The sequence below is a fragment of the Verrucosispora sp. WMMA2044 genome (assembly GCF_027497155.1).
GTDB lineage: Bacteria > Actinomycetota > Actinomycetes > Mycobacteriales > Micromonosporaceae > Micromonospora > Micromonospora palythoicola.
The window spans coordinates 4459947-4472478 of the sequence record NZ_CP114913.1; the positions used below are offsets into that span (position 1 = coordinate 4459947).

Genomic DNA, 12532 nt, shown 5'->3' on the forward strand with positions numbered 1-12532 from the left:
TTCCGTGGGGCGGGCACTTGCGTTCACGCCCATTGTTCGTCGGGCGCCGCCGCTGCGGACGCGGGTGGACCGCCATGGGTCCACGGGGTCTCATCCGCGGTGGGGAACGCCGCGCCCGGCACGTAGGCGTCGCTGAGCGTGGTGTAGCAGAGTCGCTCCCCCACCTCCGGCACGCTGCCCGGGCTGGCCGTCAGGCCGCGCCCCATCCCGCCGGACAGCTCCAGCACCACCTCGGTCTTGCCGTCGGCAGTCGGGGTGACGAACACCAGCCGCGCCTTCTGCCCGGGACGGGACGGGCTGGTCAGCGTCACGCCGACCGGCGCCAGTACCGGGTCGGTGGTCAGCAGCTGGATGCGCGGGCGCAGCACCGGCCGGCGGCCACTGTCGTCCATCCGGGTCGGATCGGCCAGCAGCACCTCACCGACGAACGCCTCCCCGGTCAGCCGGTACTCCGCCATCACCAGCGGATCGTCGTAGGCACGCTGCACCGCGTAGGTCGCGGCGGCCCGCTCCAGGCGGTGCAGCCGGGCGGCGGCGGCCACCGCACCGTCCCGGCGCGGCTGCGGCGCACCGTCGGAGTCGAGATGGTCGGCGTGGGCGGTGAAGGCGTCCCGGTCGCCGTCCCACCGCCCGGCCACCCGGGCGCCGGGCGGCAGGGCACGCAGCAACCCCAGGCCACGCCACATCAGCTCCCAGGTGGGCGTGAGCTGGTCGCGCAGCAGCCGCTCCAGCTCGGCGTACGCCTCAACGCGCGTCGCCTCGTCGTCGGCGGCGGCGTACGCCTCGATGGCCGGCGCCAGCAGCCGGTTGTCGAACTCGGGGTCGGTGGCCGGGCCGGCCGGTGGGCAGCTCGACGGGTCCTCGGCGCGGGCGGCCGCCTCGGCTCCGGACAGCCCGGCCGGCGGGGCGATCCAGCCCAGCAGCGCCGGCAGGTGCAGATCCTCCACCGCGCTCTGCCCGGTCGCCCAGTGCAGCGTCAACGCCTGCGTCATCGCCACCAGCGTCGACGAGCCGGGATGCTCGGCCCGTTCGGCGAAGAAGGTCAGCCAGCGGCCCAGCAGCGGCACCTGCGGCGGTACCGGATACTCGCCGTCGGCGCGACGGAACCGGGTGGACCGACCGAGCAGCCGCAGGAACGTCACCCCTGCCGGGTTAGGTACCAGCAGCTGCGGTGCGTCGAGGTAGCGGTACCGGACGTCCCGGCCCCGGTCCACGGCGACCGCCTCGTTCGCCGTGCGGTGCCCGTCGATATAGGGGAGCACGATCGCGGCCAGCTCGGCGGCGAACGCGAACCGTTGGTCCCGGTTGCGCGGCTGCGGCACGATCAGCAGCCGTCCCTCGCCGGGAGCCGAGCCGACCATCGCGGCGAGCGGAGCGTTGGCCTCCCCCGCCATCGCCAACGGCACCAGCACCAGCGGTCGCCTCGACAGGTGCAGATGCCGGACGGTGGCCACCGGTTGGGCCAGCCCGGCGGCCACCGCCTGCGCCGCCGCCAGCGCCCGCAACGTGCTCATGTCGGCACTCCGCCGCGCCGGGTGCCGGCCGGAGCTGCCGCCACAGACTGCCTGACGCGCCCGCTACTCATGCGGTGGCGAGGGCGTCGGCGCGCAGGCGGGCCGCGGTCCGCAGCAGCGCTGCGGCCTCCGCCCGCTCGGGGTCGGTGACGGTTTCCCCACCGGCGAGTGCCAGCACCTCGTCGACGTCGGCGATCCCGCCCAGCGCCTCGCGGACCGGGCGACCGAGCGCGCCGGTCTGCCCCCGCGCCTCGTGCCGGCAGAAGTACGCCAGCTCGCAACTGGCCAGGCAGTCGGGGGCGTACCGGGCCGGCACCCGGGTCAGCGAAGCGGCCAGGATCGCCGGATCGGCGGCCGGATCGGCGGTGAAGTCGGCCGGTACGTCGACCAGCAGCGTGTCGAGCCGGTCCATCCGGTCCAGTTGCCGGCGGACCACCAGCAGTTGCCGGCGGACGTCGAGCAGATGCGCGACCGGCGCGTTGCTGAAGTCCCGGGGGGAGACCAGCACCACCTCGTGCGACACCAGGTGCGGGTCGTGACCCCGGGCGGTGAGCAGCTCCCGCAGCGCCAGCACGTAGACGGCGGACTGCACCGCCGCGGCGGCCAGCTTCGCCGGGTCGGCCTGGCCGTCGATCACCGGAAACGACTTGATCTCGACCACGTGGAACCGGCCGCCCAGCCGGGCGGCCACCAGGTCCGGTTCCAGATGCACCCGCTGCCCGGCGACCGCCAGGCCGAGCATCGGATGGTCGAACAGCGCCGCCGGCTCGCCGACGGGCGACGGTTCTCCGGCACCGGCCGGCTCGTCGGAGTGAGATCCGGTGGGCGGCAGCGCCTCGGTGAGCAGGGTCGCCGAGCGGCGGGCCCGGTCGGCCAGGTCGTCGCCGCCGCCGAGATCCGTCCAGTGGGCTGCCGCCGGCACCGGTACGCCCAGCCGCTCCGCGACCAGTCGCAGTAGTTCGGCACCGCCGTCGGCCTTCACCTGAGCCTCGAAGGTGTTGCCCCGGGTGATGGCGAACCGGGACTGCCCGAACCGGGCGGGAAAGCCGATCCGCTCGGCCAGCGCCGGTTTGTCCACCCCGGCGCCGTCGAGGACGGCCCGCCGGGTGCAGCCGGGGTTGCCGGTCAACGCCGCGATCGTCCGGGCGTTGTGCCGTTTCGGCGGTGCGTCACCCCGGATCGCGGCCAGTCGCTGCTCGGTACCCGTCACGACAGGCCACGATAGCCGCGTCCGCGAACTCCGGCCCGCCGCCACCACCCCGTCGCGCGCCGGTTGATGCGTCGCCGGGTGCGGGCGGTCACCGGGGGTGTCCGGTGGCCGCCCGCGCCGGTACGGCTCAGCCGGCCGTAGCCGAGGTCTCCTCGGGCAGCCAGATCGGCTGCCAGCCGGGCACCTCGTGGAAGCGGCGCAGCTCGGCCAGCCCGGATACCGACCCGGCCCAGGCGGCGTACGGCGGGTTCTGCTCGTCGAAGCCGCTCTGCACGAAGGTCAGCCTGGTCTTCCCCTCGGACTCGGTCAGCTCCCAGCTGGTGACGCCGGGGGCTCCCCAGTCGACGGACATCTTCCGGCCGGGCTCCAGGTCGACCACCTTCGCGGCGAAGCCGCTGTCGAAGCCGCCCATGGCGTACCGACCGCCGACCCAGGGCTCGATCCCGATCGGGTAGCCGAACCAGGCGCTGGCCTGCTCGGAGTCGGTCAGGGACTCCCACACCTTGTCGGCGGGCGCGGCGATGACCAGCTCGCCACGGAAGTCGGTGCTGGTGAAGTCCACCTTTGGCAGCAGCGGCTGGCCGGCCAGGTGGCACTCCAGGTTGGCTACCGAGAGCGCCCAGAAGGTCTGCAGGACGCCCCGGATGCTGGTGCCGTTGACCACGTCGTTGAAGTCGAAGTGGGTCTGCGACAGCCGCAGCACGGTGGCGTCCGATCCCTCCGCGCTCAGCGTGATCTCGGTGGTGGTCTCCACCCCGTCGAGCAGCCAGGCCAAGCGCAGCCGGTCGTCGTCGGCGTGCAGCACCCGCTGATGTGGAGCGTCGCCCTCGGGCGTGTAGCGGCCCCAGAACTCGTACCGCTCGGGGAGCTCGACCTCGGCGTGCTCGGCCAGCCAGACGCGCAGTTCGGCGGGTTCGGTCAGGGCTCGGCGCACCCGCGCGATCGGTGCGCCGAGGCGGACGGCGAAGGTCATCGGTTCAGTCACGGTCGGTCCCCTTCGGGTAGCAGGCCACGGCGAGCTTGAAGGCGTCTCCCTCGGCGCCGCCGTAGCGCGTGAACAACTCCTGCAGCGCGGACTGCAGGTCGTGCAGGAATTCCTGCCGGCGTTCGGCCGGCACCCGGATCTCGCCGGAGACGCCGATGGACGGCAGCTCCGGGGCGGTGCGGTCCAGGGCGGCGACGTCGGCCTGGACCTCCTCCATCAGGTCCAGCAGGTAGCCCAGGCTCAGCTCGTCGCGGGCACGACGCAGCCCGATCCGGCCGACCAGACGCGGCGAGAGCCAGTAGGACCGGGCGGCGGCCTGGTAGATGCCCTCGGTGATGCCGCGGACCTTGCGCTTGTCGACCTGCTCGACCAGCCCGGCCGCGACGAGTTGCTTGACGTGGTAGTAGACGCGCTGTGGCGTCTGCTCCAGCCGGGCGGCCACCTCGGTGCAGGTATGTGGCTCGGCCAGCTGCCGCAGGATCTCGACGCGCTGCGGTTTCAGCAGCACCTCGGCCTGCTCGATCTGCTCCAGGTACAGGACGTCTCTCATGGCAAAATCAGTTTGTACGTAAAAAACTTCCTTGTCAATGGCGTCGAGAAAGGCCGCGCCGGCAGCTTCCGGCGCGGCCTCGCTCAGTAGCGCGGCGCGGCGGTCAGGGCAGCCAGTCCGGGCGCAGCGGATAGCCGTTAAGCGCGTCCGGGCCGTTGCGCGTCGCCACCACCTGGTGCAACTGGATGCCGTTGCGCTCGAACGCCAGCCGTGAGCCGGCCATGTAGAGCCCCCACACCCGGGCCGTGCCAGCGCCCACCTCGGCGACGCAGAAGTCCCAGTGCTCCACCAGGTTGCGGCACCAGGCGGCCAGGGTCAGCGCGTAGTGCTGGCGCAGGTTCTCCTCGTGGTGCACCTCCAGCCCGGCATCGTGGATCTCACTGATCACCCGCCCCGGGCCGGCCAACTCGCCGTCCGGGAAGACGTACCGGTCGATGAACGCGCCGGACCGGTGCGGTGCCCGGTTGTCAGCCCGGGTGATGCAGTGGTTGAGCAGCCGGGCCCCCGGGCGCAGCCGGTCCCGCAGGAACCCGAAGTAGGCCGGATAGTTGCGGACTCCGATGTGCTCGGTCAGGCCGATCGAGGAGACCGCGTCGAACTGTTCGCGCGGTGCGTCGCGGTAGTCCAGGTGCCGCACCTGCGCCAAGCCGGTCAACCCCTCCCGCTCGATCGCCGCCTGCGCCCACTGCGCCTGCGCCCGCGACAGCGTGACGCCGAGCGCCTTGACGCCGTACTCGCGGGCCGCGTGCCGGACCATGCCGCCCCAGCCGCAGCCCACATCCAGCAACCGCATGCCCGGCCGCAGCGCGAGCTTGCCGGCGACCAGGTCGTACTTGTTCGCCTGCGCCTGCTCCAGGGTGTCGTCGGGGCTGCGGTATACCGCGCAGGTGTAGGTCATTGACGGGCCGAGCACCTTCTCGTAGAAGGCGTTCGACACGTCGTAGTGGTGCGAGATGGCGCTGCTGTCGCGGATCCGCGAGTGCCGCAGGCCGTCCACGACCCGCTTCCAGCGGGGCCTGGCCTCCTGCGGCGGAGCGGGCGGTGGCAGCAGCCGCTCCCAGCCCAGCTCGCGCACCAGAGTCACCCCGTCGGCCAGCGCCGGTGGCCGCATCCGCACCCCGGCGAGCACCCGCAACGCGTCGTACGGGTCGCCCGGGTGGACTCCCTCGATGGCGAGGTCGCCGCTGACGTAGGCACGCGCCATGCCCAGGTCACCCGGTGCGGTGAGCAGGTATGACAACCCTCGCTCGGAGCGGATCGACAGGGTGATCCCGGCGTCGGCCGGGCCGAGTGCGCTGCCGTCGTACGCGGTGACGCGTACCGGCAGGGGGCCCGAGGTGACCGCCCGGACGATGTCCGCCACGGTCAGCCCACGCCGTCGGCCCCCCGGGGGCGGCGTGGCGGGAGCGCCTGCCGCTCCCTGGCTTCGGTCGGTGAGACTCATGCCGGCACTCCGCTTCGCTCGCTCATGCTCGTGCTACTGCCTTTTCGTACAGTCCGGTCAGCCGATGCTCCGGGTCGTACCGGTCCCGCACGGCGTGCCAGGTCCCGCCGCCGTAGAGCCGGTCGAACGAATCCCGGTCGTAGTACGCGTCGGAGTAGAGCGACTTGTGCCCGCCCGCCTCCGACACCGCGCGCTCGATCTCCCGGTTGACGTCGCCGTCAGCGGCGCCCGCCGCGATCGGCACGCTCCCCCAAAACCCGATGTTGACGTAGTCCTGCCCCGGCCGGAGCGGGTACAGCGGCCAGGACCGGGCCGATCCCGGGCCGGTCGGTTCCCGCAGCCGCAGCGGGCACAACCACACCGGCGTCATCCCGACGTTCGCGGCAAACCAGTGCAGGAACTCGGCGGTGCGCTCCAGTGGGATCTCCACGTCCTGCACGACCCGCTCCCGGGCCGGCTGGCCGCGCCACCTGTCGATCCGGGCCGCGACCCGGTGCCGGTGCTCCAGCCGGACGATGCGGTGATAGACGTCGCTGCGCCGCCACCGCGCCGGCCACAACCGCCGCACCACCGGATGCTGCGCGCCGAAGGCCGCCGAACACCAGAACCAGTCGGTGTCCCAGCGCCACAGGTAGTCGTGGACGGTCAGCGCGTCGTGCGGGCGCTGGCGCAGCGAGCGGTAGTAGATCTCCTGGCCGGTGTAGTCGGAGACGCCCGGCACGTCGTCGGTGAAGCTGCCCAGCACCAGGTACGCCTCACCGGGGTCGAACATCACCCCGTCCATCGCGTCGACGCTCTCACCGGCCCAGCGGCGGGTCGCGGTGATCTCGCCGATCGCCTCGGTCAGCGCGGTCAGGTTGGTGAAGCGCAGGTTGCGCAGGGCCATGTGCCGGCGGACCGGTTGCAGCTCGATCCGCAGCCGGGTCGCGTACCCGAGACTGCCGAGCGAGTTGGGGAAGGCCGCGTACAGGTCGGCGTGCGGGCCGTCGGGCCGGGCGGTGACCACCTCACCGGCGCCGGTGAGCACGTCCAGTTCGGTCACCGACTCGTGCGGCAGCCCGTTGCGGAACGAGGTCGACTCGATGCCCAGCCCGGTCACCGCCCCGCCGAGGGTGATGGTGCGCAGCTGCGGCACCACAAGCGGCATCAGGCCGTGCGGCAGGGTCGCGGCGACCAGCCGTTCGTAGGTGCACATGCCCTGCACGTCAGCGGTGCGGGCGACCGGGTCGACGCCCAGCACCCCGCCGAGCCCGCTGACGTCCAGGCCGGAGGCGGGGGCGCTGCGCGGACGGAACAGGTTGGAGGTGCGCTTGGCCAACCGCACCGGCTGGCCGGGTGGCACCGCCGCGTACGACCGTCGCAGCTGGGCCACCGCCAGGTCATGATCACGCACGGCGTGCATGGGATCACTTTACGCGCCACGCGCCCGCCTGGCGGGATGTCCATCGGAGGCGTTTCTCGCTCGATTCCGGGTCGGGTGGCGGGGGTGGCTGGCCGGTGGCCCGGGCCGTGGGACAGGATGCCGGCATGTCGCACACCGACGGGTCGGGCAGCGTCTACGGCACCCGCCGCACCGGACCACCCCGCGATCCGCTGCTCGTCACGGCACTCGGGGTGGGGCTGGTCGGCGTACTGGTGGGGGTGCTGTTCGCCACCGGCGTGCTCGGCGGCGGCGAGCCGGCGCCGGCACCGACGGTGGCCGCCCCCGGTCCGATCACGGCGCGGCCCAGCCCGACCGGGAGCGAACCGGAACCCAGCCCGACGACGTCCGAACCGTCCCCCACACCGAGCCCCGGCCAGGATCCGGACGCGATCGTCGGGCCGAGGGTGCTCCGTGGCGTCGGTTCCGGTCTCTGCCTCGGCCTCGACGGTGACGGTGAGAAGGCCGCCGCCAAGCTGACCGAGTGCAGCGGCGGGCCGGAGCAGCAGTGGGTGGTCAACGCCTTCGGCCCGGACACGGTGACGCTGACCAACGCCGCCCACAACCAGTGCCTCGACGTCGAGGGCGGCAGCGGCGACGACGGCGCCCGGTTGCAGCAGTTCGGCTGCCACGGCGAGGGCAACCAGCAGTGGCGGCTGCAACCGGTCGACGGCGGGGCGACCGTCCTGGTGGCCGTGCACAGCGGCAAGTGCGCCCAGGCCCGCGACGGCGGCGCCGCAGCCGGCACCGACATCGTCCAGGCCCCCTGCGACGGCAACCCGGCTCAACGCTGGACGCTCCAGTAGCCGCCCCCAACCACCAGGCGGCGTGGTCAGGACCGGCCGCGCAGCGCCCGTAGTTCGTTCAGGTGCCGGGGCAGGTGCACGCGGGCGTGCAGGTCGATCGTGCGGCCCCAGGGCAGCGGCTCGTCGACGACGAGTTCGAACCCCTCACGCAGGTGCGTCTCGACCGGGGTGTCCGCCGCCGCGCCTAGCCGGGCCACCAGCGCGACCAGCCCCTCGCTGGTGGCCCGCAGCCGGGCGGCGAGCCCGTCGAGGCCACCGCACTCGGCAACCAGTTCGTCCAGTTCCGGCCGGTGGACCTCGTCCAGATCGTAGAAGGCGTACGGCGAGCCGGCCAGCACCGCCTCGGTGGCCTCGCGCATCAACTCGTCGCTGGCGATCAGGTGCGCCACGACCTGCTCGGCGCTGTACCGCTCCGGCGGGGGCGGCCCGAACCCGCCCGCGTCGACCTCGGCCAGCACCGCGTCGTACGCCCGTCGCAGCCCGTCGACCTCCACCCGGCCGAGCCTAGCGGCGGCCCCGGCGGGCCCGCAGGTAGTCGCTGACCACGTACTCGCCGAGGTCGTCGGTGTCGGGGGTGAACACCCGGCCGCCGCTGCGGCGGGCCACCGCGTCGACGAAGCGGCGCAGCCCGGGATCGTCGCCCAGCATGAACAGGTTCAGGGTGGCTCCGTAGCGGCCGAGCCGGTCCACCTCACGCACCGTCGCCTCGATCGTCTCCGGCGACGACGGCCAGGCGAACAGCGCCTCACCGTCCTCCGGGTCCAGGTGGGCGGTCGGTTCCCCGTCGGTGACCACCAGCACCACCGGTTCCGCGTCCGGATGACGCCGCAGATGCCGACCGGCCAGCCGCAACGCGTGCTGCAGATTGGTCCCCTGCATCATGTCCGGCTCGACGGCGGCCAGTTCCTGCTGGGTGAGCGTCTCCGCCCGCCGGCCGAACCCGATGATCTGCAACGCGTCCTGCGGAAACCGGGTGGCCATCAGGTGCGCCAGGGCCAGCCCGGTCTGCTTCATCGGCCCCCACCGCCCCTGGGAGATCATCGAGTACGACAGGTCGACGCAGAGCGCCACCGCCGCCGACGCTCGTCGCTCGGTCTCGACGACCTCGAAGTCCTCGACCGCCAGTTGCACCGGCACCCCGGGGCCGGCTCGGCGGACCGCCCGGGTCAACGTCCGCACCACGTCCAGCGGCTGCTCGTCGCCGTACTCCCAGGGCCGCGACGCCCCGGTCACCTCGCCGGCCGCCCCGGCCGAGCGCAGGTCGTGCTGGCCGCGCGGGCCGGCGGTCAGCTCGGCGAAGACCTGCCGCAGCGCGGTGCCGCCGAGGCGACGCAGCGCCTTCGGGCTCAGGGTCAGACCGTCGGCGGCGCGGGTCACCCAACCCTGCCTGCGCAGCTCCCGCTCCAGCTCCCGCAGCCGGCGTACGTCGTCGGCCGCGTCGCGGCCCAGCGTCCGGGCCACCGCGTCGACGTCGATGTCGTCAAGGGTCGCCCCGGGGTGCGCCTGACCCAACTGGTCGAGCAGGTCGTCCAGCTCGGCGATCTCGTCGAGCGCCCCGGTCGCCTCGCCGTAGCCCAGCGGCTGACTGCCCTGCATCCGCTCGCCCCGACCCCAGCGCAGGTCGGGCCGCAGCGCCCGCAGATTCCCCTCAAGCGCGGCCAGCTCGCCGGCGAGCCGGTCGCCGAGGGACTCGCGCATCAGCCCGGCGAGTTCCTCCCGCTGCCGCTGCGACAGCGAGTTCATCAGTCGCTGCCCGGCCGCCGACCGTCGCGCCAGGATGTCGATCAGCTCGTCGACGTCGCGGGGACGTTCCGGGAAGAAGTCGCCGTGCCGGCGCATGAACTCGGCGAACGCGTCGGTGGTGTCCTCGGCACGGGCGTGTCGGGCCAGCAGGGCGTTGAGGTCCCGCACCATCTCGGCGACCTGCTCCTGCACCGCCGGGTCGCCCGCCAGCCGGGCCGAGTCGCGCAGCCCGGCGAAGCGCTGGCCGAGCACGTCGTCGCGCAGCCCGTCGAGGATCCGCTGGTAGGTGTGCCGAGCCTCGTCGCTGGCCCACCGGTAGTCGGACAGGTCCCGCACCGCCTGTGCGGTCGAACGGGGCAGGTTTCCCAGCATCGTCTCGGCGAACCGGGCCGCCTCGTCGTCGCGCCGGGCCAGCTCGTCCCGCTCGGCGGCAAGTGCCTGGTCGAGCAGCGCCCGCGCCCGGGTCACCGCACCGTCGAGTTCGCCACGGCGCAGCGCCTCGCGGCGCAGCCTGCGGGCGCGGGCGGTCAGCCCGTCCAGCCCACCACGCCCCTGCGGGCCCCGGCGCAGCAGGTCCCGCAGCGCGTCGCGAAGGCTGCCGCCGGCCAGCACCTCCGCGCCGACCTGGTCAACCGCGCCCTGCACGTCGTACGGCGGCGCGAGCGGATCGGGGCCGCCGCGCCACTGCCCGTACCGGAACCGGTTGCCGGCCATCGCTAGTCCCGGCCGCCGTAGCGGGTCCGCCCGGCGTCGGTGACGTCCTTGCCCAGCCGGCGGCTCAGATGCAGTCCTTCGAGCACGAACTCGACGGCCGCGGCGGCCTGCCCGGTGCTCGGCGCGTCGCCGATGCCGAGCCGGTCGAGCACTTTGGCCAGCCCCGGCACCGTGCCCACCTGACGCAGCAGCTCGGCCGCCGACACCAGCTCGCCGGTCTCGACCGCCTGCCCGTCCTCGACCAGCGCGGTGAAGCCGGACAGGTCCAGCCCGGCCAGTCGGGCCCGGAACGTCTCGGCGGTGGCGGTCCGCAGCAGGTGGCCGAGCAGTTCGATCTCCCGGCCCTCCTCGCCGCTCTCGAACTCGACCTTGCCGCGCAGCGTCGACGTCACCGACACCGCGTCACCCACCCGCGCCACCGCCTCCGCCGACGGCAGTTCCGAGTCGGCGCCGAGCAGGCACGCCCGGCGCAGCGCGGCGGCGGCGACGGTCTCCGCGGCGGCGATGGCGAACCGGGCGGAGACGCCGGAACGCGGGTCCACCGACGGCGACTCGCGTACCGCCCGGGCGAACCGGGCCAGCACCTCCAGCACGTGTTCCGGCACCTCGGCGACCAGGTCGGCCTCCTGCCGGATCAGGGACAGTTCCAGCTCCAGGTCGGTCGGGTAGTGGGTGCGGATCTCCGCGCCGAAGCGGTCCTTGAGCGGGGTGATGATCCGACCCCGGTTGGTGTAGTCCTCCGGGTTGGCGCTGGCCACCAGCAGCAGGTCCAGCGGCAGCCGCAGCTGGTAGCCGCGTACCTGGATGTCCCGCTCCTCCAGCACGTTGAGCAGCGCCACCTGGATCCGCTCGGCCAGGTCGGGCAGCTCGTTGACCGCGAAGATGCCCCGGTTGGTGCGCGGCACCAGCCCGAAGTGGATCGTCTCGGGGTCGCCGAGCGTACGCCCCTGGGCCAGCCGGACCGGGTCCACGTCGCCGATCAGGTCACCCACGCTGGTGTCCGGGGTGGCCAGCTTCTCCCCGTACCGCATCGAGCGGTGCAGCCAGCCGACCGGCAGGTCGTCGCCGGCCTCGGCGACCAGCGCCCGAGACGCCGGGGTGACCGGGTGCAGCGGGTGCTCGTTGAGCACCGAGCCGGCGATCACCGGCGTCCACTCGTCCAGCAGCGTCACCAGCGACCGGATCAGCCGGGTCTTGCCCTGGCCCCGCTCGCCGAGCAGCACCATGTCGTGCCCGGCGAGCAACGCCCGCTCCACCTCCGGCAGCACGGTGTCGTCGTACCCGACGATGCCGGCGAACCGCGGCGCGCCGTCACGCATCCGGGCCCGCAGGTTGTCGCGGAGTTCCTGTTTGACGGTGCGGTGGCGGTGCCCGGCGGCGCGCAGCGCGCCGAGCGTGGCGGGCAGATCGCCCGGGGGGAGCGGCGGAACAGACGAAGACTCACTCACCCCGCCCACGCTAGCGCGCACCTACCCCCGTCAGCCCAGCTCGATCATGAATCGAGGGTCGCGCGTGACGCTGCCGCACGTTCAGGGCTCGACCCTGAGGCGGGCCAGCGCGGCGTCGAGGGCGATCTGTTGGGTCCGTTCGCCGTAGGTCTCCGGGTCGACGCAGGCGAGGGCGTTGAGCCCTTCGACGAGGGCCACCAGGCTGGTGGCGGTGTCGGCCGCCTCGGCCGGGTCCAGGTCGGGCCGGGCGGCGTGGACCAGTTCCCGGACCCGGGCGACGAAGCGCCGGTTGTAGTCGCGGTGCAGGTCGGCCAGGACCGGATCGGCAAGCGCGGCGGCGAGGAAGCCGACCCAGACCCGGGCCTCCTCCCGCTTCTCCTCGGTGGGCGAGGCCGCCTGGAGCAGCACGGCTCGCAGCGCCGCCACGGGGTCGGCGGCCGTGGCCTGGGCGGCGTCGGCACGCAGGCCGGTACGCCGGTGCAGCAGCTCACGGGCGTGCACGAGCAGGGCCTGCTTGTCGGCGAAGGTGTGCAGCACCATTCCGGTGGTGCAGCCGGCCCGCTCGGCGACGGCGCGCAGGGTCAGCCCGGGCAGGCCGCGTTCGGCCAGCACCGACCAGGTGGCCGCCGACAGGCGTCGCTGCTGGTCGGCGAGATCACGCCGTCTGGCCATCCGTACCCCTTCCCGGTCGACGACTC

General features: G+C 73.6%; 11 protein-coding genes. 1 reads left to right on the forward strand and 10 read right to left on the reverse strand.

Annotated elements, in window-relative coordinates; genetic code table 11:
• Window positions 1-23 precede the first annotated feature (23 nt).
• The 6 genes from O3597_RS20235 to O3597_RS20260 form a co-directional block, all read right to left on the reverse strand.
• The gene (locus tag O3597_RS20235; RefSeq protein WP_281602073.1) at window positions 24-1514 is read right to left on the reverse strand and encodes a hypothetical protein; all 1491 of its coding nucleotides are present in this window, start codon (window positions 1512-1514) and stop codon (window positions 24-26) included.
• Between the two features lie 67 nt (window positions 1515-1581).
• A complete protein-coding gene (locus tag O3597_RS20240) occupies window positions 1582-2724 on the reverse strand; it encodes a hypothetical protein (protein ID WP_281602074.1) in 1143 nt (380 codons plus the stop codon).
• A gap of 127 nt (window positions 2725-2851) precedes the next feature.
• On the reverse strand, window positions 2852-3709 hold the full coding sequence (locus tag O3597_RS20245; protein ID WP_281602075.1) for an SRPBCC family protein: 858 nt from the start codon (window positions 3707-3709) through the stop codon (window positions 2852-2854).
• Entirely contained in the window at window positions 3702-4259 is a 558-nt protein-coding gene (locus O3597_RS20250; RefSeq protein WP_281602076.1) for a helix-turn-helix domain-containing protein, read from the reverse strand. The genes O3597_RS20245 and O3597_RS20250 overlap by 8 nt, the downstream gene beginning before the upstream one ends.
• A gap of 103 nt (window positions 4260-4362) precedes the next feature.
• Window positions 4363-5703, reverse strand: a complete 1341-nt coding sequence (locus O3597_RS20255) for a class I SAM-dependent methyltransferase (protein ID WP_164449954.1) — start codon at window positions 5701-5703, stop codon at window positions 4363-4365.
• 22 nt (window positions 5704-5725) lie between these two features.
• Window positions 5726-7105, reverse strand: a complete 1380-nt coding sequence (locus O3597_RS20260; protein WP_281602077.1) for an FAD-binding oxidoreductase — start codon at window positions 7103-7105, stop codon at window positions 5726-5728.
• A 125-nt stretch (window positions 7106-7230) separates the two neighbouring features.
• Here O3597_RS20260 and O3597_RS20265 point away from each other — a divergent pair, with 125 nt between their 5' ends.
• A complete protein-coding gene (locus tag O3597_RS20265) occupies window positions 7231-7929 on the forward strand; it encodes an RICIN domain-containing protein (RefSeq protein ID WP_281602078.1) in 699 nt (232 codons plus the stop codon).
• 26 nt (window positions 7930-7955) lie between these two features.
• Here O3597_RS20265 and O3597_RS20270 read toward each other — a convergent pair whose 3' ends face one another.
• The 4 genes from O3597_RS20270 to O3597_RS20285 all read right to left on the reverse strand — a co-directional run bounded on the left by O3597_RS20270 (window position 7956) and on the right by O3597_RS20285 (window position 12506).
• A complete protein-coding gene (locus O3597_RS20270) occupies window positions 7956-8423 on the reverse strand; it encodes a hypothetical protein (protein ID WP_281602079.1) in 468 nt (155 codons plus the stop codon).
• 10 nt (window positions 8424-8433) lie between these two features.
• Complete coding sequence (locus O3597_RS20275) at window positions 8434-10386, reverse strand: VWA domain-containing protein (RefSeq protein ID WP_281602080.1); 1953 nt, start codon at window positions 10384-10386, stop codon at window positions 8434-8436.
• 2 nt (window positions 10387-10388) lie between these two features.
• Window positions 10389-11843 carry a sigma 54-interacting transcriptional regulator gene (locus tag O3597_RS20280; RefSeq protein WP_281602081.1) on the reverse strand — a complete coding sequence of 485 codons (1455 nt, stop codon included), beginning with the start codon at window positions 11841-11843 and terminating at the stop codon, window positions 10389-10391.
• A gap of 72 nt (window positions 11844-11915) precedes the next feature.
• Window positions 11916-12506 carry a TetR/AcrR family transcriptional regulator gene (locus O3597_RS20285; protein ID WP_281602082.1) on the reverse strand — a complete coding sequence of 197 codons (591 nt, stop codon included), beginning with the start codon at window positions 12504-12506 and terminating at the stop codon, window positions 11916-11918.
• Window positions 12507-12532: the final 26 nt, after the last annotated feature.

Coding starts and splice junctions, on each gene's coding strand:
- O3597_RS20235 (WP_281602073.1), bottom strand. CDS start 1,514: ATGAGCACGTTGCGGGCGCTGGCGGCGGCGCAGGCGGTGGCCGCCGGG.
- O3597_RS20250 (WP_281602076.1), bottom strand. CDS start 4,259: ATGAGAGACGTCCTGTACCTGGAGCAGATCGAGCAGGCCGAGGTGCTG.
- O3597_RS20255 (WP_164449954.1), bottom strand. CDS start 5,703: ATGAGTCTCACCGACCGAAGCCAGGGAGCGGCAGGCGCTCCCGCCACG.
- O3597_RS20260 (WP_281602077.1), bottom strand. CDS start 7,105: ATGCACGCCGTGCGTGATCATGACCTGGCGGTGGCCCAGCTGCGACGG.
- O3597_RS20265 (WP_281602078.1), top strand. CDS start 7,231: ATGTCGCACACCGACGGGTCGGGCAGCGTCTACGGCACCCGCCGCACC.
- O3597_RS20275 (WP_281602080.1), bottom strand. CDS start 10,386: ATGGCCGGCAACCGGTTCCGGTACGGGCAGTGGCGCGGCGGCCCCGAT.
- O3597_RS20285 (WP_281602082.1), bottom strand. CDS start 12,506: ATGGCCAGACGGCGTGATCTCGCCGACCAGCAGCGACGCCTGTCGGCG.